This is a genomic window from Aeromonas sp. 95A (genome assembly GCF_051919235.1).
GTDB lineage: Bacteria > Pseudomonadota > Gammaproteobacteria > Enterobacterales > Aeromonadaceae > Aeromonas > Aeromonas veronii.
In genome coordinates this window covers 696588-717545 of sequence record NZ_JBQBFC010000001.1, presented here as the reverse complement: position 1 = coordinate 717545, position 20958 = coordinate 696588, and the positions used below count along the sequence as shown (strand labels likewise).

The following is a 20958-nucleotide window of genomic DNA, read 5'->3' as shown; positions in this document are numbered from 1 at the left end:
CAGCATCACAGAAAAACGAAGATGGCTGGCTGCGGCAGATGAACCCAATCCGTCCTATCAGACACGCCATCATGGTTTGGTGAGGAGGAGTAAACGTGTTGGCAGATATTGATCAGCGGGCCTGCCATGGCGCTGGTGAGCATGCAGATATCCAACAAGGTGAGGAGAGTAATAAGGAGAGAGCAGGGCAATCGCGGAGGCACAGATTGCAGAGATAAAAAAGCCAGCCGACTGTTCGGCTGGCTTTTTGCTATCAGCGGCAGGTAGGGGATTAACCGACCAGCTGATAGAGGATGGCGGAGATGGCGATCATCCCCATCACAGCGACAAATACGTTGCTGATATGGCCCTGATATTTCGCCATGGCCGGTACGCGCTTGATGGCGTACATCGGCATGATGAACAGGATGGTGGCGATGATCGGGCCGCCAAGAGATTCAATCATGCCCAGGATGGAGGGGTTGGCAATGGCAGTGCCCCACAGGGTCAGGATGAAGAAGGCGATGATGAACATCTCGACTTTCTTGGCGTTCGGCTCTTTGCCGGACTTGCGCATGTTCTGCACGATCATCCCTTTCAGACCTTCACGGGCACCCAGATAGTGGCCGAAGAAGGAGGAGACGATGGCGACGAACGCAACCAGCGGACCAAAGTAGGAGATGATGGGGCTGGCATGCTGGTTGGCCAGATAGGAGAGCACGGCGATGTTCTGAGCCTTGGCTTCTGCCAGCTGGGCCGGAGTTAGGCTCATGACGCAGGAGAAGACGAAGAACATCACGAAGCCCAGCAGCACCATGGCGGTACGCTTGAGGATGGCATCGGCTTTCTCGACAGCCTGATCACCGTGGTCGCGGCGCTGGGCCAGGGAGAAGCTGGAGATGGCCGGGCTGTGGTTGAAGGAGAAGACCAGTACCGGGATGGTCAGCCACAGGGTAGTGGCGAAATCCTTGGCAGAGGGCACTTGTTCCAGCGCGGCACCGGTCCAGTCCGGGATCAGGTAGAGGGAGATACCGGCCAGAATGGCGATCAGCGGATAAACCAGCAGCTCGGTCACTTTCAGCATCAGCTTTTCACCGGCCAGCATCACCGACATCATGCCCATGATCAGCACGATGGAGAGGATCCAGCGCGGCGGAGCACTCATCTGCAGCTGGTTGACCATAAAGCTTTCCACGGTGTTGGTGATACCCACGCCATAGATCAGCACGATGGGGTAGATGGCGAAGAAGTAGAGCAGGGTGATTAATTTACCGGCACCCACGCCAAAGTGCTCTTCCACCACTTCGGTGATGTCTGCATTTGGCTTTTTGGAGGAGAGCACGAAGCGGGCCAGACCACGGTGTGCCAGATAGGTCATGGGACCTACCAGCAGCGCCATGACGACCAGCGGCCAGAAACCGCCCATACCCGCGTTGATCGGCAGGAACAGGATCCCCGCGCCAACCGCGGTCCCGAACAGACTGATGACCCAGGTAGAGTCGCGTTTTTCCCAACGAGTGGTTTGAGTAGAGCGGATCCCTTGCTCTGTTGACGCCGCAACTCCCTGCGTGCCAGTGACTGTGTTTGACATCTATCTCACCCCGAATGTGTGGTTCTTATTAAGTCGGCGCAAGGATACGGTTTTTCCAATCAAAAATGTTGATCAAATTCATCTTTACGGCACGAAAAACCGCACTTTCTTATGGAAATGTGATCAAAACAAGAAAAATTCAATTATTGTTTATCAATTGGCACGTTATTTTAGTGTTAATGATTAAATCTCGCTCAGCCAAATGTAGGTAAATTGTTATTTTGCGAGATGCTGGGCTAGCTGGTTGATCATGCTGGCGGTAGCCCCCCAGATAAAGTGCTGTTGCCAGGGGATCCAGTAGATGGTGTGCTGTTTCCCTCCTCTGTAAAGGGTCAGGGGGATATGGTTGCGCCGATCCAGTAGATGGGTCAGCGGCACTTCAAAGGCGTGATCCACCTCATCCGGACTCAGGATGAGGGGATAGTTGCCATCGAGCAGCCCCAGCACCGGCAGTACCTCGAATCGTGACACCGTATTGAGCGGGTTGAGGGTGCCGATCACTTCAACCAGTCGGGCTGGAATGCCGAGCTCCTCTTCGGTCTCCCGCAGCGCCGTGGCAATCAGGTTCTCGTCACCGGGATCCTGTCGCCCGCCGGGGAAGCTGATCTGCCCCCCATGATGACGCAGCCGTGGGCTGCGCCGGGTCAATAACACGCTGAGCCCCTCATCGCGCATCACCACCGGGATCAACACCGCCGCCGGACTGAGCCCGCCAATGGCGAGGCGATGGGCCGGGGCGGGTCGCTGCAACTGGAAGCGGGTCAGCAGTTCGTGGCGATCCATGGCGGGGAGCTCTCCTGTGTGTTGCCTTGACGGTGGGGGCGGTTACAGCGCCGAGAGGGGCGGCAGGATGCGGGCGACCTTGTCATAAGTCTCTTGGTATTCGCTGTCGGCATCGGAGTCGGCGATGATGCCGCCACCGGCCCAGCAGTGCAGGCGACCCGCTTCGGCGATCAGGGTACGAATGCAGATGCTGGTATCCATCCGGCCATGCTGGCTGAGATAGCCGATGCTGCCGCAATAGGCATTGCGGCGCTGGGGCTCCAGCTCTTCGATGATCTCCATGGCGCGGATCTTGGGGGCGCCGGTGATGGAGCCACCCGGGAAACAGGCCCGCAGCAGATCGACCCCTTGCCAGCGTGCATCCAGCTCACCATGGATGGTGGAGACCAGATGATGTACCGCCGGAAACGACTCCACCGCAAAGAGATGAGGCACGCTGACCGAGCCAGGCCGGCTGACCCGACCTATATCGTTGCGCAGCAGATCAACGATCATCAGATTCTCTGATCTGTCCTTTTCCGCCTGCGCCAGCTCCAGCGCGACTTGCCGATCGGTCGCCGGATCGGGGTGGCGAGGGCGAGTGCCTTTGATGGGTTTGGTTTCGATATGGCGGCCATCGAGCAGCAGGAACCGCTCGGGGGATAGGCTCAGCAGCGCGCTCTCCGGCAGACGGATAAAGGCTGAGAAGGGGGCCTTGTTGGCGGTTGCCAGCAGGCAATAGGCCTGCCACTCATCCCCTTGATAGGGGGCGCTGAAACGCTGGGTCAGGTTGATCTGGTAGCAATCCCCCGCGGCAAGGTATTCCTGAATGCGGGCAAACTTTTCGCCATACTCGGCGCGGCTCATATTGCTCTGCCACGACCCCTGCAAGGCAAAAGCGGGGGCCGGTTTGGTCTGCTGCTGTTCAAGCCAGGCCAGCCGCTTGGCAAGGCCTGCTTCATCCCCCCAGTGCACCAGCTGCCAGTCGCCGGTCGCCACATTGCGCAGCAGCGCCCAGTCGTAGATGCCCACCACCATGTCCGGCACCGCGATATCGGCGGCGGCCTGCACTGGCAGTCGCTCGAAGCGACGGCCGAGATCATAGCCAAACAGGCCGAGGGCGCCGCCAATAAAGGGCAGGTGAGTGGCGCACAGATCCAGCTCCCCCAGCAGCTGTTGCTGGGTATGGGCCAGCAGGGCGAGGGGATCTTCGCTGTGTTCGCTGATATCCGCCCCGACACGCAGAGTGGTCACCTCGCCGCGGGTTTCGAGGGTCGCCAGCGGATCGGCAGTGATGATATCAAAGCCGTTATCGGCGCCGAGTGGCCCCGCCGATTCCAGCAACATGGCCCACGGCTGATGTTGCAGGCGGGCAAAAAGCTGATGGAGTTCAGCACTATGGTCTAGATGATGGATATGAAGTGTTGGCGTCATTTTATGTTACACAGGCAACAGTTTGGTTCCCGAACCCTAGTCGGTGCTGGTGGGCAAGCGTATCATAGGTGTCGGTGACTTAAGAAAAAACTGCCGTGTCGTTCGCTTTTTGCTGGTTGATAGTTTTTAGCCAGCACGTCAGCACGGCCCATCATATGGAAGCCCTTGCCCTGCTCCGTGGCAGAGACAAGGACCAGTGAGGATGATATGAGCATTATAAAAAAACAGGATTTCATCGATTCTATCGCAGATGCCCTCCAGTACATCTCCTATTACCACCCGTTGGATTTTGTTCAGGCTGCCAAAGCGGCGTATGACCGCGAGGCCAACCCGGCCGCCAAAGATGCGCTTGCCCAGATCCTGATCAACTCCCGCATGTCCGCCGAAGGTCATCGTCCGCTCTGCCAGGACACCGGCATCGTGACCTGTTTCGTCAAAATTGGCATGCAGGTCCAGTGGGACAGCGACATGACAGTGCAGGAGATGGTGGACGAAGGGACCCGTCGTGCCTACACCAATCCTGACAACCCGCTGCGCGCCTCCGTGCTGGCCGATCCGGCCGGCAGTCGCAAAAATACCAAAGACAACGCCCCTGCCGTGGTCCATATCGACATGATCCCCGGCAACAAGGTGGAAGTGAGCATCGCGGCCAAAGGCGGCGGCTCCGAGAACAAATCCAAGATGGTGATGCTCAACCCCTCTGACGATATCGTCGAGTGGGTACTGAAAACAGTGCCGACCATGGGCGCAGGCTGGTGCCCACCCGGCATGCTGGGCATCGGCATCGGCGGTACCGCCGAGAAAGCGGCGGTGCTGGCCAAAGAGGCCCTGATGGAGCACATCGACATTCAGGAGCTGATCGCCCGTGGCCCGCAAACCACTGAAGAGAAGTTGCGGGTCGAGCTCTACGACAAGGTCAACAAGCTGGGGATCGGTGCCCAGGGTCTGGGCGGCCTCACAACCGTGCTGGATGTGAAGGTGAAATCTGCGCCGACTCACGCCGCTTCCAAGCCGGTGGTGATGATCCCCAACTGCGCCGCGACCCGCCACGTTCACTTCGAGCTGGATGGTTCAGGCCCTGCCGAGCTGACCCCGCCGAAACTGAGCGACTGGCCGGAGATCACCCGTGAAGCGGGTGGCAACGTGCGCCGCGTCAATGTCGATGGCATCACCAAGGCCGAGCTGGCCAGCTGGAAGAGCGGTGATACCGTGCTGCTGTCGGGCAAGATCCTCACCGGTCGCGACGCCGCCCACAAGCGTATCGCCGACATGCTGAAAAATGGCGAAGGGCTGCCGGAAGGGGTCGATTTCACCAACCGCTTTATCTATTACGTTGGCCCGGTCGATGCGGTGCGCGACGAAGTGGTTGGCCCGGCAGGTCCCACCACCTCTACCCGGATGGACAAGTTCACCGACATGATGCTGGGTGAGACTGGCCTGATCGGCATGATCGGCAAATCCGAACGCGGCCCGAAAACCGTCGAGAGCATCAAGCAGCACAAGGCTGTTTATCTGATGGCCGTTGGTGGCGCCGCCTATCTGGTGGCCAAGGCCATCAAGAAGGCCCGCGTGGTTGCCTTTGCCGATCTCGGTATGGAAGCGATCTACGAGTTTGAAGTGGAAGATATGCCGGTGACTGTTGCGGTCGACTCCGAAGGCAACAATATCCACGAAACCGGCCCGGCCTACTGGTCTGCCAAGATTGCAGAGCTGGATGGCAAACTCTCCTCCTGAGTGACCGTTTCCGCTGCCGGTTAACGGCATCGGCTATGTAAACAAGGCGCGTCCATCCGGATGCGCCTTTTTGCTTTGGCTGGCTTGTTATGGGCTCAGGTTGGCCGTTTGCGGCAAGCGGGTATAAAAAAGGATGGCGTGACGCCATCCTTTTTCGTCGTACTTGTGCTCTGGCAGTAGACAGCCGAGCAATCGGCCTTGGCTTAGGCCTTTTTCAGGTAGGCGGCAACCAGTACGATCTGCACGCCGTTGACTTTGCCTTCGATATGAAGCGGGTTGTTGGTCAGACGGATGCCCTTGACCAGGGTGCCGCGCTTGGCGGTGAAACCGGCGCCTTTCACGTCCAGATCCTTGATCAGGGTGACGGAGTCGCCCTCTTGCAGCACGGCGCCGTTGGAGTCAACGGTCGGTACGCTGTCGTCATCTTCGTCAGCAATACCAGCTTCAGCCCAGGCCTTGGCTTCGTCCTCCATGTACATCATGTCCAGCAGATCCTGAGCCCACACCTCACCCTTGCCGGAGAGTGCTTTCAGCTGGCGCCATGCCATCACCTGCACCGCAGGCACCTGGCTCCACATGCTGTCACTCAGGCAACGCCAGTGGTTGACCACCAGGGTATCCGGTTGTTCCAGCTGACCACGGCAGGTGTCACAGATAGCAACGCTGTGATCATCGTCGCTGGCGGGGGAGTGAGGCACCACGAAGGCGGTCAGCGCCTGCTCGGCGCTGCACAGTTCACACTTGGCGCCCGCGCGCGCTTGCAGAATGGCGTTGATGGTCATGTTGTAGGTCCCATAGCTAGTGTAAAGCGACCCGCGTTGGGCGGGGCGCGTGAAAGAGGGGGCGGAATATAGCATAAAACCCCGCACTTTGTCAGGTCTGCCCTGGCTCACAGGGTGGGTGGTGCTGTTCTGCGGCGTTGATCGTCAGGTATTGAGAGTGCAATTTGAAGCGGGATCGCTAGAATGAGCCTCCTTTTTGACTGTAAGGCAGGGGCATTCTTGCTGGCTCAACGTTTTCAACAACTGGATCGACTGCTCACCCGCTACCGACGCTGGTGGCAATATCAGCCATATCATCATCTGACCATGGCCTTTGCCGATGAGGCGCCCGAACTGGCGGCGCTGCTCAATGGGCTGACCCTTGCCCAGTTGGCGGAGCTCGATGCGGATATGGATGCACTCAGCAGTCTGCTTGCCCCCTGGATTGCCGAGGGAGCCGAGCTGCAGCAACTCAGCCAGCTTGCCCCGTTTACCCCTGAGCCCATCACCTGCAGCAAGGAGATGGCGCTGCATATGCCGGGGCGCAAGCAGGCCCAGATCGAGTCGTTCACCGCCTGTCTGCCTACCCATCAGGGCCCCTATCTGGAGTGGTGTGCTGGCAAGGGCCACCTTGGGCGGCTGGTGTCACTTCATCGACATGCTCCGATCCTCAGTCTGGAGTTGCAAGGGCAGCTTTGTGACGAAGGTCGGCTGCTGGCCGAGCGGGATGGCGCCAATATGACCTTTACCTGCGCCGATGCTTTTGCCCCCGAGTCGGCGGCGCTGATCGCCCCCGAACATCACGCTATGGCACTCCATGCCTGCGGCGAGCTGCACACCCATCTGCTGGAGCGGGTGGCCGAGCGCAGTGCCAGCGGCGTGACCATCTCTCCCTGTTGTTACCACCTGATCCGTACCAGCCACTATCGCCCGCTGTCAGCCGCGGCCAGCGCCAGCGAGCTGGTGTTGAGCAAGGCGGATCTCAAATTGCCGTTGCAGGAGACGGTGACCGGCGGTGCGCGGATCGCCCGTCTGCGCGAGCAGGAAGTGGTGTGGCGGCTCGGGTTTGACTGTCTGCAGCGTCAGGTGCGCGGGGTAGATGAGTATCTGCCGGTGCCCAATATGCAAAAGAGCCTGCTGACCGGCACCTTCGAGGCATTCTGCGTTTGGGCTTCCGAGCGCAAAGGGATTGTGCTGCCCGCCGGGCTGGACTACCCCGCCTGGTTGGAACACGGGGAGCGCCGCTTTGGTGATGTCGCCCGCATGGAGCTGGTGCGTCATTTGTTTCGCCGTCCCCTCGAGATCTGGCTGGCGCTGGATCGCGCGCTCTTTTTGCAAGAGCAGGGCTATCGGGTCGAAGTGGGGGAGTTCTGTGCCAAACCCATGACCCCGCGCAATATCCTGATCCGTGCCGTGCGTGTCTGACATCCGGCTATTTTGAGCATTTTTCTTGAATATTGATGATGGCTGACAGCTTGAGCTTGTCAGCCATTTTTTTCCATCACGAACAATGACCGTATGGCAGGCCACCTTGCCGTCTCGACTGTTCTAAAAATAGGCGACAGATCACGCTGGGGCGTTTTCGTTTGGGTTCCTTTTATTTGTTTCAGCTGCACTGAATATCACAAGGTGAAATGGCTCACAAATTCTGCTTATTTCTTAATTCTCATCGTGAATTTAGTTGTTGAAACACCTACTCTTGGAACGCATTAATTCAAACAAGGACGATAAACATGTTCAAACCCAAGCGTTGTGCCTTGCTAATCGCTGCCGCCTGCGCATTGCCAAGCTATGCCGCAATGAGTGCAGCCATGAATATTCAACCCGATCCGCAAAATGCGGGAGGATATGTGATTGCGGCCCCGGATCTGGCCGCCGTGGAAAAAGCCAAGACGGCCAATCCCATGTATGCAATATGGGCCAAGGCATTGGTGACCCGGTCAAATAAAATTGTTGATGCCATTGAACCGGGTCTGGCAAGCAATCCTGACAACGTAAAACGGGTTGAACGGGTATTTCCCCAATCTGAATGGGAATATTTAACCCAGATGGCAGCGCCGGAATATACTTATGTCCGCTTCTTGCGAGCCATCGGTAAATTCCCTGCGTTCTGTGGCGAATATACTGACGGGCGTGATTCTGATGCGATCTGTAAAAAATCCATCGTGACCGCTTTTGCCCACTTCTCTCAGGAGACCGGTGGCCATATATCCAAGGAGAACGTCTCCGACAACCCGCTGGGGCTGGAGGAGTGGCAACAGGCGCTGGTGCATGTGCGGGAGATGGGCTGGTCAGAGGGACAGACCGGCTACACCACCGGCTGTGGCCAGAACGACTGGCAAAACAAGAAGTGGCCCTGCAGCACGGGTCAGGGGTACTTCGGCCGCGGCGCCAAGCAGCTTTCTTACCACTTCAACTACGGTGCCTTCTCCGAGGCGATGTTCGATGGCGATGCCTCCGTGCTGCTCAACAACCCGGGGCTGGTGGCGGACTCCTGGCTCAACCTCGCTTCTGCCATCTGGTTCTTCCTCACCCCGCAGGCCCCGAAACCGGCCATGTTGCACGTGATTGATCGCACCTGGGTACCCTCCAAACGGGAAGCTGACGCCGGTATCGGCTATGGCTTCGGTACCACCATCAACGTCATCAACGGCGGTATCGAGTGTGGTGAACAGAACAAGGACAAGGGGCAGCCGGTCAATCGCATCCGCTATTGGGAAGGGCTGGCCAACCACTACCAGATCCCGATCAAGGCGGATGAGAAGAACACCTGCTGGCAGCAGACTCCCTATGGCAGCCTCAATCTTAACGGCGCTACCGACGTGCTCTACACCAACTGGGATGGCAACTGGAAATACTATCCGGATCGCCCGGGCGGTTACTCCTTCGAGTGCGAGCTGGTGGGCTTTCAGACCGCTTATTCTGCGTTGGTGCCGGGTGATTACGAGAAGTGCGTGACCAACTTCTACGGCTCCCACGCCAACTGGCCGAAAGTGCGTATCGTGGACAAACTGACTCCACCGCCGGTCGATCCGAGCGAACCCCCCATCGGTGGCAACCCGGCCTGGGAAGCCAGCAAGGTCTATACCGCTGGCAGCAAGGTGAGCTACAAGGGAGCCGTCTATCAGGCAAAATGGTGGACCCAGGGGGATGATCCCGCCAAAGGTGGCCCCTGGGCGTTGGTGACGACCCAATAAAGAGACAGTCCATCCATTGATTGATAAGGAGAGGGGGCTTAGCCCTCAGAGATCCCCTCATTTTTAGAGACTCAAATAATTCCAAGTGTGCGGGTATATAAGCGGTGTTGCTTCAGGTAGTAGATAAATTTATCCATCAACAAGACCGCATTGGCTTCTTTCATTTTAGGTAACAACTGGTAATAGATGACCCCTTGCCGAAAGAACGAATAGGTTCGGCTCTTGCTGGTATTGACCTTGATCGTTCTCTCTAGACCGACACTGTCTCCAGCCTTACCCAGCAGCGTCAGCAAGACGATGGCCAGGGCACTGAATAAAAACAGTCGGTCGCGCCGGACCGGATTACTGATGTGCACATCTCCCATACCCATGCCGAATTTGTAATCTTTGATATCACGAAAACTGGTCTCGATACCCCAGCGCTGGCCGTATAGTTGCAACGCCTTGGCGGCGCTCAGGTCGGTCCGGTTACTGGCCAGAAACCACGCGTCTTTCATGCCACTCTTATGACAACAATAGACCCGTTCGACAGGCTGTCGCTGCCCAGTTAGCTCCACCGCTTTGAGGGTTCGGGTGCGCCCGGTCGGCGTTAGCCAGTCCCGAGCTGGAACCTGCTCTACACCAGGGTAACCAACCAAAACATTTCCTTTAAATCTAATGAGATAAGCAAAGCCTAGCTCTTGCTCCAGGCGTTCGAACAGCTCCATGTAACCAAAGCCGCGGTCAGCTACTACCGTCACGAAGATACCCTCTGGCAACGTCTGCTTGAGCTTGGTGAGCAGCTCTTTCTCATGGGCATTGCGTTGCCCTTTGAGCAACGATTTCCGATGGGTTTTCCACAGCAGCGGAGTACTGCGACCGTGGTTGGTTTGCAGGCTGATAACCAAGGTACTGTGATCATCGGCATCGAATTCGGTCCAGTCCATGGAGACTACGATCTCGGTACGTTCACCGACCACATAGGGCACCCAATCGTCAAAGAGGCTCCAGACATTGAGCTTGGTGTTAGTGAGCAGGCGATCCACCTGTTTAACCGCATGTTTACGTTCGAGACCGTTGGCCAAGGAGAGGCCACTACCGATGGCGTGGATGGCCAGTGAACCTGACTCGATAACCCCGAGGGTAGCATTGGCGAGGGAAAGAACACGCTTAGCATGCATGTCCTGTCCAAATATATCGTCGATGTGGTTGAGGATTAGTTCGTGGTTAAACATGGGGATAGTCTGTTGGGTATTAGCTGGTCAAGGATGGCGATCATACCTCAGAAGCCGCGCCACGCCTCGCTCATATGAGGGGATGGTTAAGGGCTTAGCCCCCTTGTAATATATTTTTTCGTTGGGGGAGATATGTGGCAGAGATTAAAAAGTGATCCATCTATCTGGAGGGGCAGCTTTATTTTTCGGCCAACGTTTATTTCCCGCTTAAAGTGATGTAAACGGCACATATCAAATTTATTGATGGCTGGATTTAATGTTTTAACATTGCTGCTTAGTAATATTAAAAAGCGTTGAGTGATATTTTGCTAAACGATGGATTCGAAGAGCACACCCATGATGCTATCCTTCTCGTATTTATGATGAGGATGTTTATTCTTCCCATCTATCAACACATGGCATCACTCGGCTCGCTATTTTTACGGATGAGCGTGCGTAGTTCAGCAGATTATTTTCACTGGAAGCAAGGTAATCTTGCTCGATTTTAAAGAATCGTTAAGGTGCGCAGATGAATGGGGATTGTCGTCACGTTATCCGAATGGGAAGTCGATTGTGGTTTAATCACTAAGCAGATAGTAGGAATAAAGGAGTGCACCATGGAACTGGTGGTGATCCGCCATGGTGAGACGCAAGCCAATGCGGAAGGACGGTATCAAGGTGCACTGGATATCGGGCTTAATGACGATGGCGTGCGCCAGATCTCTTGTCTGGCTGAGAAGGTGGCTGTGACAGAGCCGCCGTTCGATCGGCTGCTGGCGTCCCCCCTGCTGCGAACAAGGGAGAGTGCTGCCATCTTGTCTCGTCAGCTGGGATTGCCTGTGGAGCTTGTGCCTGCCTTTCGTGAGCGGGATGTCGGCCTGTTTGAAGGGCTAACGCAGGTAGAGGCAAGAACACGCTATCCCGAGCTGTGGGCGCGCAATATCACCCGGCGCTGGGCTGAAGCTCCTCCCGGTGGTGAAACCATTGATGAGGTGATAGCCCGGATCTCACAGGGACTTACGGAACTTGCTTCGACCATGCAGGGGGAGCGGATACTGCTGGTGGCGCACGGTGTGGTCGCCAAGGTGATCCGCGCCGTAACGATTGCCGGTTTTGATGACTTCTTTGAATGGCAATTGCCCAACGGCGGCATGCTGTCGGTGAGGCTCTCTCTGGATGATGGTGGCCCACTGCGCTTTAGCCGTCCCCTTGATGGTTGTGATTGAAAAGTGCACCAAAAGCATGACGAGAAAAAGCGCTACCGAAGAGAGTAGCGCTGTCTTTTGTATTCGTTGCGGTTGGTTATCTCTGCAGGCAAAGGTTAGCAGTGTCACCAGAGGGCAGGGGCGTGCGCCATCAGGTCGGCTCCGGTTCCTCTTTGCGGCAGCAGTTGCGCCCCTGTTTCTTGGCCAAATAGAGGGCGGTGTCGGCTCGTCTAACCATCTTCTCTACAGTGTCATGGCTGCCCTTGCTGGCGCTGATCCCGATACTGATGGTGAGGGAGATCTCAAGAGCCCCGTCCAGTGCATGGTGCTGGGATTCGATGGCTAGCCTGATCCGCTCGGCGCTGGCCCAGGCGAGCTCGAGGGAGGTTTCCGGTAGCAGTACGATAAACTCCTCGCCACCCCAGCGACCCAGCATGTCCACCTCCCGCAGTTGTTTGCTGATCCGTTTCACCAGACTCAGGATCGCCAGATCTCCCTGCTGATGGCCAAAGGTGTCGTTGACTTCCTTGAAGTGGTCGATATCGATCAGCAGCAGGCTCATGGTATGGCCGAAACGCTGGCAGCGCTGCATCTCGGCGTTGACCAGCTCGTTGAAGCGGCGCCGGTTGGCAATGCCGGTCAGGGGATCCGTGGTGGCCGCGACCTTCAACTCCTCCACCAGTCGGGCTCGCTCCGAGATATCCCGCAAGATGGCGGTCATCTCGGTGGTCGGGCCCAAATTGATTTTGGCGATGGTCACCTCCAGCGGGAATTCGCTGCCGTCTCGGCGCAGACCCATCACCGAGGCGCGGGCATGCATCGGGCGCGAATTGATGGGGGAGCTGCTGAAGGCTTTGAAATAGGTTTCGTGATTGGCGCGAAAACGCTGGGGAAGCAGGGTTTCCAGCCGCTTGCCGAGATAGCTCTCGTCGATGCCGAACATCTCGCAGGCGGCGGTATTGATAAGCTCGATGCGTGACTCGCTGCTGACACTGATGATGCCGTCATAGGCGGAGTTGACCACCGCTTCGAAGCGGCGGCGACTGGTGGTAAGCGCCTCTTCCAGCTGCTTTTTGGCAGTGATATCAATGGCGGTGACGATGATCCGGTTGATCCGTGCCTGCTCGGGGATGATGGGGGAGAGAATAAAGCGCCACCAACTGGTGCGCGAGAGGCTGTCGATGGGCAGCTCGCTCTCGAGCCCGGTCTGCATGCGCACACATTCGTGCATTGGCGGCTCGATGGTATTGGTGATGTAGCGGGGAAACATCTCGCTCAGCTGTTTGCCAATGCTGCCAAGGACATCCAGCTCGAATGCCTTGGCAAAGGTATCGTTGGCAGAGACCAGCACAAAGTGATCATCCTTGTCTAGGCTGAACACCGCCACGGCAGCGCCGATGGCGTCGAGAGATGACTTTATGTCGGCATGGGAACCCTGTGTAAACATGCGACCTCCACGGCGAATAACATATTGATATTCAGTATAGTGTGGTCGTTTGGCTAACTACTCTTCGATATCCAGCAACACCAGAATGGCGCTGTCGCCGCCCCATTCGCGGGGGGCCTGATGGAAGGCGCGCACATTGGGGTGCTGGGCCAGCCAACTGGGAATGCGCTGTTTGAGAATATGTTTGCCGATGCCGTGCATCACCGAGGCGACGTGAATGTTCTCTTTCTGGCAGAGGGTGAGCAGGGCGGCCAGCTCCTGTTTTGCCTGCTGCTGGTTCATGCCGTGCAGATCCAGGTAGATCTCCGGCGGATAAATGCCCCGCTTGAGCTTTTTCAGCTCAAATTTTGACACATCTTCCCGCACGTAACGGGTCGGCCCATCATCGTCGAGATGGGGCTGATACTCATCGCTGAAATAGTGGTCAACCCCAAGCTTTTCGCGGGTTTCGCGCAATTCGCGTTTCTGCTTGACCGGGCGTAACTCGGCCCTTATGGTATCTTGCTTGATTTTCCGGGTACCTTTTATCGCATCGCGGAACAGCAGGGTTTCCTCGTCTGTCGGTGAGGGCGTTTTTTTCATCAGATGCTCATGTATTAGGTATGCGTCTTGCCCGCAACGTAAACGGGGCTCGGGCCGGATATTACTCGACTTGGAGGTGGATTTGGACAAGATATTTATCGATGAGGTGGTTGCCGAGATGCACACCATCCAGGACATGTTGCGTTGGGCCATGAGTCGTTTCAACGACGCCGGGATTTTTTACGGTCATGGAACCGACAACGCCTGGGATGAGGCTGTGCAGCTGGTACTGCCCGCGTTACATCTGCCACCGGATGTAGACCCGGCCATGCGCCACTCCCGTCTCACCAGCAGCGAGCGTCACCGCATCGCCGAGCTGATTATCCGCCGGGTACAGGAGCGGGTACCGGCCGCCTATCTGACCAACAAGGCCTGGTATGCCGGTTGGGAGTTCTACGTGGACGAGCGGGTGCTCATTCCCCGTTCCCCCATTGCCGAGATGGTGGCCAACCGTTTCGCGCCCTTCCTCAAACATGAACCGACCCGGATCATGGACTTGTGCACTGGCTCCGGTTGCATCGCCATCATCATGGCCCACGAGTTCCCGGAAGCGGAAGTCGATGCCATCGACATCAGCATCGATGCGCTGAACGTGGCCGAGCGCAATATTAACGATCACGGGCTGGAACAGCAGGTTATTCCGATCCGCTCCGATCTGTTCCGCGATCTGCCGGCGGGCGACAAGTACGATCTCATCGTCTCCAACCCGCCCTATGTGGACTCCGAAGATATGTCGGATCTGCCGGACGAGTTCCGTCACGAGCCCGAGCTGGCGCTGGCGTCCGGCTCCGATGGTCTCAAGCTGACCAAGCGTCTGCTGGCCCATGCGGCAGATTTTCTCAAGGATAACGGCGTGCTGGTGGTCGAAGTGGGCAACAGCATGATCCATCTGGAAGCCCAGTTCCCCGAGATCCCCTTTACCTGGGTTGAATTCGAAAACGGCGGTCACGGCGTCTTTGTGATGACCCGTGACGAGCTGGTGCAGTATCAGGATCATTTCGCCATCTACAAGAACTAAGCAGGAGCGCGCATGGCAGGGAACAGTTTTGGTCAACTCTTTCGGGTCACTACCTTTGGCGAGAGCCACGGCCTGGCGCTGGGTGCCGTGGTTGATGGCTGCCCGCCTGGGCTGGAGATCAGCGAAGCGGATCTGCAGGGAGACTTGGATCGGCGCAAGCCGGGCACCTCTCGCTACACCACGCCACGCCGCGAGCCGGATGAGGTGAAGATCCTCTCCGGGGTGTTCGAGGGCAAGACCACCGGCACCTCCATCGGGCTGCTCATCGAGAATACCGATCAGCGCTCCAAGGATTACTCCGACATCAAGGATCTGTTCCGGCCGGGTCACGCTGACTACACCTACCACCAGAAGTATGGTCAGCGGGACTATCGCGGCGGCGGTCGCTCCTCGGCACGCGAGACCGCGATGCGGGTAGCGGCGGGGGCCATTGCCAAGAAGTACCTGAAACAGGTGCATGGCATCGAGATCACCGGTTTTCTCTCCCAGCTCGGCCCCATCAAGGCCGAGGCGTTTGATGCGGCACAGATTGAGCAGAATCCCTTCTTCTTCCCCGATGCGGGCAAGCTGGAAGAACTGGATCAATACATGCGCGACCTGAAAAAAGAGGGCAACAGTATCGGTGCCAAGGTGCAGGTCATTGCGCGCAATGTGCCGGTGGGTCTCGGTGAGCCGGTATTTGATCGCCTCGACGCCGACATTGCCCACGCCATGATGGGTATCAATGCGGTGAAAGGGGTGGAGATCGGTGACGGCTTTGCGGTAGTGGAGCAAAAAGGCTCCGAGCACCGCGACGAGATGACTCCGGCAGGCTTTGCCAGCAACCATGCGGGCGGCATTCTGGGTGGGATCTCGTCAGGTCAGGATATCGTGGTAAGCATGGCGCTCAAACCGACTTCCAGTATTACGGTGCCGGGCAAGACCATCAATACCGAAGGCGAGGCAATCGAGATGATCACCAAGGGTCGTCACGATCCTTGTGTCGGCATCCGCGCCGTGCCCATCGCCGAAGCTATGCTGGCGCTGGTGTTGATGGATCACCTGCTGCGCCATCGTGCCCAGAATCAGGGGGTGTTGACCCATACCCCGCAGCTACGCTGATCGCTGTTGCTACTTATCGACTGATCACCATAAGTCAGGAGATCAAGTTCGACAATACCAAAAAGGCGACCTTCGGGTCGCCTTTGCTATTTCAGGTGGCGGCTTATCCCGTCAATGCTTGCGGAGAGTGCGGGTCAGCAGGTCCGCGGCGCCCGGATCGGCATTGAGGCGACACCTGGGGGGCGAGAACTTGTTGTGGGGTTTGGGCAAGGCATGAATGGCCTCGTTGACTTTGAGAATCTGTTCTTCGCTCACGCTGTTTTTGGCAAACATCAGACTGACCGGCTGGTGGTGTAGCAACAGCTGGCAGCTGATAAACTCTTCGGCCCCCAGTTGGGCCAGCCGGTAGCGGGCATATTGCCACTCCATGATGATGCCATCGAGGCGGCGAGCCAGCAGCAGATCGATCATCCGCTCATCGGCGTTGTATTCGGTCGCCATTTTAAGCGCCGGGCAGCTATCCATCTGATGCATGGGGCGGGTGCCGCGCAACTTGCCTATTTTGAGTCCTTTCTCGTTGCACAGCGCGGGCAGATTATCGAGCTGTGCCCAGCGATCCTGATGGCCGGGGATAGGGTCATTGCTCAGCAGCACATAGGCACTCTGGCGGTAGGGGGTCGAGAAGCGGGCATAGCTCTGGCGCTCCGGCAGAGGGAGGGCGGCCATCGCCACATCCAGCTGGTCGTGCTCTACCAGATGCAGTGCCCGCGCCCAGGGAAGCTCGCGAAACTTGGGGGCAAAGCCCGCCTGGGTGAGGATCTGGCGGGTCAGGCTGACATCCAGCCCATCCAGCTCACCCCGGTTGTTGATTTGGCTGAAGGGGGGCCAGTGACTCCAGGCCACGGTCAGGGTCTGACTGGCCTGCAGCGCAGGGCTTAGCAGCAGAAGCAGCAGGCCAATCCTTGCCTGCCAGCTGCCGCGGGGACGATATGGCGTGGTCATAGCTAAACCTCGTTATTGTGTTCTTCTATCCCGTGCTTTTGCCCTGCGAGCCATGCCTGCGAGGGCTGATATTGTGTTGTCAGTTAATAGTGTGGTGCGTGCTACATCAATCAACGGGATTATTCGGGGGGCAGGAGGGGGATTTTCTGTTCGTGCTGGGAGGAGCATCACATTTTTCTCGTTTATCCCGGGCAACTCCGTTAGACTGCGCCTCTATTCTTTCCCCTTTGCTCTGCTCCCCGGGGAAATCGTTGTTTTCTCAATAGGCCCAGATCTTGTGAGATGGCATCGGCTCAGCAGAGGAGCCCCACCACAAATTCCCGGCGCCCCTATCTCTAGCAGGTAATTATGAGTTTTACTTCCCTCGGTCTGGCCGAACCCTTGTTGCGTGCCGTTGCCGAACAAGGCTACGACACCCCGTCTCCCATTCAGCAGCAAGCGATCCCCGCCGTTCTGGCTGGCCGCGATCTGATGGCGGCGGCCCAAACAGGGACCGGCAAGACCGCAGGCTTTACCCTGCCGATGCTGCAACGTCTGATGGAGAGCAAGCGCAAGGTTTCTCCAAACCGCATTCGTGCGCTGGTGCTGACCCCGACTCGCGAGCTGGCCGCCCAGGTGGGCGAGAGCGTACGTAACTACGGCAAACACCTGCCGATGCGCAGCCACGTGGTCTTCGGCGGCGTCAGCATCAATCCGCAGATGATGGCGACTCGCCGTGGTCTGGACGTGCTGGTGGCCTGTCCCGGCCGCCTGATGGATCTTTACAACCAGAACGCCGTCAAGTTCGACGAAGTGGAGATCCTGGTACTGGACGAAGCGGATCGCATGCTCGACATGGGCTTTATCCGCGACATTCGCCGCATCCTGGCTCTGATGCCGAAGAAGCGTCAGAACCTGCTCTTCTCCGCGACTTTCGCCGACGAGATCCGCGAACTGGCCACCGGTCTGCTGGATAACCCGGCGGTGATCGAAGTGGCCCCGCGCAACAGTACTGCCGAGCGTATCGAGCAGCTGGTGCATCCGTGCGACAAGGCCAACAAGATCGCGTTGCTGAGTCATCTGGTCACCAGCAACAACTGGCAGCAGGTACTGGTGTTCACCCGTACCAAGCACATGGCCAACCGCGTTGCCGAAACCCTTGACAAGAACGGCGTCAGCGCCGCCGCCATCCACGGCAACAAGAGCCAGGGTGCCCGTACTCGCGCGCTGGCCGGTTTCAAGGATGGTAGTGTCAAGGTGCTGGTGGCGACCGACATCGCCGCCCGTGGTCTGGACATCGACAAGTTGCCGCAAGTGGTCAACTTCGAGCTGCCGAACGTGGCGGAAGATTACGTGCACCGTATCGGTCGTACCGGCCGTGCCGGTGCTGCCGGTCACGCCATCTCGCTGGTGGCGGCCGACGAAGGGAAGCTTATCAAGGCGATCGAGCGTCTGACCAAGCAGAACATTCCGTGCGAGCAGGTGGCCGGTTTTGAAGCCTCCCGCGAGACCCTGGACAACATCGCCCGTGGTATCGGCGCGCCGCTTCGCAAAGAGCCTCGTGATCCGAGCGAACAGCGCCGTGCGCCGCGTCCGCAAGGTCAAGGCCAGCGTCAGGGGGCCGGTCGTTCCGCCTCCAATGGCAATGCGGGTGGTGCACGTACCGGTAACGGTGGCAAGCCCAAGCCGCAAGGTGGTCAGCGCCCTGTTGATGGCGCTGGCAAACCGGCTCAGGCCCGTCGTCCACGTCGCTCTACCCACAACCAGTAAGCGGCTCGGGAGCTTGACTCCCCAGCTATGCGGTTGACTGAAAAGCCCTGCCAATCTGGCAGGGCTTTTTGTTTTTTCAGCCATGTAATCGGCACTGTGTGGTGCTGCGAGAACCGCGCTAGATGGCGGAGAGGTACTGCTGTTGCATCGCCAGCCAGCGGCCGTTATTGATAAACGCCAGCTGTACCTTGAGCAGGGCCGCAATTTCCGCGCGGTGCTTTTTATCGAGGTAGAGAAAGACCTGCTCTTTGGTGATCTTCTGCCAGGGGGACGCCAGTGCAGGTTGAGAGGCGGGGCGCATCTTGATGAGCCAATCCACTTTGCCTCGATGCAGTTGGGCAAGCCCCTGCTTCTCATCGTTCAACCAGATGACCTGATAGTTGCCGAGGAAGCGCTCGCACCACTGGATGCCACGCAGGCAGCCAATCACGGTACCCTCGGCAGGGGGCCAGCTCGGGTTATCCCGTGCCTGACCATAAATCGCCGCCTCCGAGATGGGGGCACCGATCTGCAGCAAGTGGGGATAGGTCTGATCAAAGCCCTTGATCCGGGCCATATCGCCATCGACGGCATGGTCTGCCTCAATCAACTTTTCGCAGCGGGCATAGGTGCAGGGGATCAACTGAAAGTCGATGCCGGCCCGGCCAAACCAGTCATGAATAAAAGGGCGCAATATCGCAGTGTGTTCGACCGCTGCCGCCAGCTTTAGCGGGGTTGCGTGGGCAACGGGAGTCAGCCCGACAAGCAGTAACCAGCCAATCCACTTCATATCGCACTCCTGAATCGGGCTTGTTTAAGCAGAACTGTTGCGACTATCTGTGCAGTGAAGAATAGCCGATTGGGATGGCTGCCAGACCGCTTCGCCAGCTATTCGTGACGGCCGGGTCAGGGGGGCAGCGCCGTGATCAGGATATGGGCAGCGCTCACCAGGATCACTGTGAAGGTCAGCCCCATTCCCGCCACCCGATAACGGAAGTTCTCCGGCGTGCGGCTCATGCCAAAGGCGTGGCAGAGGCGACCAAGCAGCAAGGCACTCCCCAGCAAATGAACCAGCCAGGGGGCATGGCTGCCGGTTTCAACGAAATAGACCAGCAGTAGGGCGAGGGGGACATACTCGGCAAAGTTGGCGTGTACCCGCATGGCCCGCAGCATGGCGGGATCATCGCCATGGCCGAGTGCCACCTTGCGGCTATGGCGGGTGCGAATGGTACGAATGCTCAGCAACACAAAAAGCAGCGCAAGCAGGGCCGCGTAAACAGGCAGTATGGTCATGGTATCTGGCTCCTTGTGTGATGATATCGAGTAGCTGGTGTTCAGAGAGGCGATATTGCTCGGCATCTCAATGGCTTACCTTGAGGGTAGCAGCAAACTGCTTTAGCACGACCGTCATCTATTCACTTGCCATCTGCCAAGCGCAGGCGCAAAAAAACAGCCCTGCCGAGGTGGCAGGGCTGTTTTTTGATCATATTGATGGTGGGCAGAGCAGGGCCCCGTCATTACCCCTCATAAGGGAGGGAGGAGTGGTGCAGCACGATGCGCACCTTGCCATCATCCCCCTTCTTGAAACCCCAGGTCTTGTCGACTGTAGTTTCCTTGTTGTCGCGATCCACCAGATGCACCTTGCCCATGGTCAGCGCCATGTCGCCGTTGATATAGACGGCGGCATTGTCATAGCGATAGCTCTGCCAGTTTTTCAGGGCGAACCCTTTGTCGGTGGGGTAGGCGCTGTTGTTGCCGACAAAGTAGGCCAGCGCCCCCTCGCGGTTGGTGCGAAAGGTCTGCTCGCCACCGGCGAGGGTGGGTTTGAACAGCACTGGCCCCTGCTGGTAGCCATAGGCGCTGTCGAGCACCGACTCGGCAGTCGCCTTGGCGCGCTCAATCCCACCGGCGCGATAGTCATCGCTGATCTTGATGAGCGCCGCGCCCCAACCATCCTGCGCGGCCTTGATCTCCGCCTCGGTAATATTGTTGTTGGCGATTTCGGCTGCGCTGAGTGCGCCGCTGGCGGCAAGCAGGACGAGGGCAAGGGTGCTCTTCTTGAGGTGCAACATCATTGTTTTCTAACTCCTGATAGCGATAAACGAGCGGGCAGTGTAGCGAAGAGGCATGAACGGTTTTTGAACTGATTATTCAGGGTTGGGTAGTAAAAAGGTCGGTATATAGCCGAAGGTTTGGGTGTTTGTTTGGTAAGGGTCGCTGTCTTAATTAATGGCGGATACCTGTATCCAACTTGATTTCTTTTCCAACAAAAAGCCCCGTCAAG

At 57.7% G+C, this 20958-nt stretch carries 18 protein-coding genes; 7 read left to right on the top strand and 11 right to left on the bottom strand.

Annotation, left to right across the window (positions count from 1 at the left end):
• Nucleotides 1-271 precede the first annotated feature (271 nt).
• The 3 genes from ACTG2U_RS03225 to pabB form a co-directional block, all read right to left on the bottom strand.
• A complete protein-coding gene (locus tag ACTG2U_RS03225; protein ID WP_005351750.1) occupies nt 272-1570 on the bottom strand; it encodes a serine/threonine transporter in 1299 nt (432 codons plus the stop codon).
• A gap of 216 nt (nt 1571-1786) precedes the next feature.
• Entirely contained in the window at nt 1787-2353 is a 567-nt protein-coding gene (locus ACTG2U_RS03220; protein WP_204379753.1) for a CoA pyrophosphatase, read from the bottom strand.
• A gap of 42 nt (nt 2354-2395) precedes the next feature.
• Nucleotides 2396-3679 (bottom strand): aminodeoxychorismate synthase component I, encoded by a 1284-nt coding sequence (pabB, locus tag ACTG2U_RS03215; RefSeq protein WP_439974017.1) that lies wholly within the window; start codon nt 3677-3679, stop codon nt 2396-2398.
• Nucleotides 3680-3973: 294 nt separating this feature from the next.
• Here pabB and ACTG2U_RS03210 point away from each other — a divergent pair, with 294 nt between their 5' ends.
• Nucleotides 3974-5500, top strand: a complete 1527-nt coding sequence (locus ACTG2U_RS03210) for a fumarate hydratase (protein ID WP_005351759.1) — start codon at nt 3974-3976, stop codon at nt 5498-5500.
• A 203-nt stretch (nt 5501-5703) separates the two neighbouring features.
• On the opposite strand, the gene ACTG2U_RS03205 is transcribed toward ACTG2U_RS03210, so the two are convergent.
• A complete protein-coding gene (locus tag ACTG2U_RS03205; RefSeq protein ID WP_005333203.1) occupies nt 5704-6282 on the bottom strand; it encodes a PhnA domain-containing protein in 579 nt (192 codons plus the stop codon).
• Between the two features lie 183 nt (nt 6283-6465).
• On the opposite strand from ACTG2U_RS03205, the gene ACTG2U_RS03200 reads away from it, so the two are divergent.
• Both ACTG2U_RS03200 and ACTG2U_RS03195 read left to right on the top strand, forming a co-directional pair.
• Nucleotides 6466-7686 carry a methyltransferase gene (locus ACTG2U_RS03200; protein ID WP_439974016.1) on the top strand — a complete coding sequence of 407 codons (1221 nt, stop codon included), beginning with the start codon at nt 6466-6468 and terminating at the stop codon, nt 7684-7686.
• Nucleotides 7687-7994: 308 nt separating this feature from the next.
• The gene (locus ACTG2U_RS03195; RefSeq protein ID WP_439974015.1) at nt 7995-9458 is read left to right on the top strand and encodes a chitinase; all 1464 of its coding nucleotides are present in this window, start codon (nt 7995-7997) and stop codon (nt 9456-9458) included.
• A 71-nt stretch (nt 9459-9529) separates the two neighbouring features.
• On the opposite strand, the gene ACTG2U_RS03190 is transcribed toward ACTG2U_RS03195, so the two are convergent.
• Nucleotides 9530-10672: an IS4-like element ISAs18 family transposase gene (locus tag ACTG2U_RS03190; protein ID WP_041204923.1), complete on the bottom strand. Its 1143-nt coding sequence runs from the start codon at nt 10670-10672 to the stop codon at nt 9530-9532.
• 596 nt (nt 10673-11268) lie between these two features.
• Here ACTG2U_RS03190 and ACTG2U_RS03185 point away from each other — a divergent pair.
• Entirely contained in the window at nt 11269-11877 is a 609-nt protein-coding gene (locus tag ACTG2U_RS03185) for a histidine phosphatase family protein (RefSeq protein WP_439974014.1), read from the top strand.
• Nucleotides 11878-12007: 130 nt separating this feature from the next.
• Here the strand turns inward: ACTG2U_RS03185 and ACTG2U_RS03180 are convergent, their stop codons facing one another.
• Both ACTG2U_RS03180 and smrB read right to left on the bottom strand, forming a co-directional pair.
• A complete protein-coding gene (locus tag ACTG2U_RS03180) occupies nt 12008-13303 on the bottom strand; it encodes a sensor domain-containing diguanylate cyclase (RefSeq protein ID WP_019445127.1) in 1296 nt (431 codons plus the stop codon).
• Between the two features lie 57 nt (nt 13304-13360).
• The gene (smrB, locus tag ACTG2U_RS03175) at nt 13361-13885 is read right to left on the bottom strand and encodes an endonuclease SmrB (RefSeq protein ID WP_005333198.1); all 525 of its coding nucleotides are present in this window, start codon (nt 13883-13885) and stop codon (nt 13361-13363) included.
• Nucleotides 13886-13967: 82 nt separating this feature from the next.
• On the opposite strand from smrB, the gene prmB reads away from it, so the two are divergent.
• The gene (gene prmB, locus ACTG2U_RS03170) at nt 13968-14903 is read left to right on the top strand and encodes a 50S ribosomal protein L3 N(5)-glutamine methyltransferase (RefSeq protein ID WP_005360393.1); all 936 of its coding nucleotides are present in this window, start codon (nt 13968-13970) and stop codon (nt 14901-14903) included.
• A 12-nt stretch (nt 14904-14915) separates the two neighbouring features.
• Entirely contained in the window at nt 14916-16004 is a 1089-nt protein-coding gene (gene aroC / locus ACTG2U_RS03165) for a chorismate synthase (protein WP_021230156.1), read from the top strand.
• Nucleotides 16005-16115: 111 nt separating this feature from the next.
• On the opposite strand, the gene ACTG2U_RS03160 is transcribed toward aroC, so the two are convergent.
• Entirely contained in the window at nt 16116-16946 is an 831-nt protein-coding gene (locus ACTG2U_RS03160; protein WP_042053721.1) for a substrate-binding periplasmic protein, read from the bottom strand.
• A 348-nt stretch (nt 16947-17294) separates the two neighbouring features.
• On the opposite strand from ACTG2U_RS03160, the gene ACTG2U_RS03155 reads away from it, so the two are divergent.
• Entirely contained in the window at nt 17295-18695 is a 1401-nt protein-coding gene (locus ACTG2U_RS03155; protein WP_043819983.1) for a DEAD/DEAH box helicase, read from the top strand.
• 118 nt (nt 18696-18813) lie between these two features.
• Here ACTG2U_RS03155 and ACTG2U_RS03150 read toward each other — a convergent pair whose 3' ends face one another.
• The 3 genes from ACTG2U_RS03150 to ACTG2U_RS03140 all read right to left on the bottom strand — a co-directional run bounded on the left by ACTG2U_RS03150 (nt 18814) and on the right by ACTG2U_RS03140 (nt 20749).
• Complete coding sequence (locus ACTG2U_RS03150; protein WP_421299709.1) at nt 18814-19464, bottom strand: hypothetical protein; 651 nt, start codon at nt 19462-19464, stop codon at nt 18814-18816.
• A gap of 116 nt (nt 19465-19580) precedes the next feature.
• Complete coding sequence (locus ACTG2U_RS03145; RefSeq protein ID WP_111900918.1) at nt 19581-19967, bottom strand: MAPEG family protein; 387 nt, start codon at nt 19965-19967, stop codon at nt 19581-19583.
• Between the two features lie 224 nt (nt 19968-20191).
• Nucleotides 20192-20749: a hypothetical protein gene (locus ACTG2U_RS03140; RefSeq protein ID WP_058057663.1), complete on the bottom strand. Its 558-nt coding sequence runs from the start codon at nt 20747-20749 to the stop codon at nt 20192-20194.
• Nucleotides 20750-20958 lie beyond the last annotated feature (209 nt).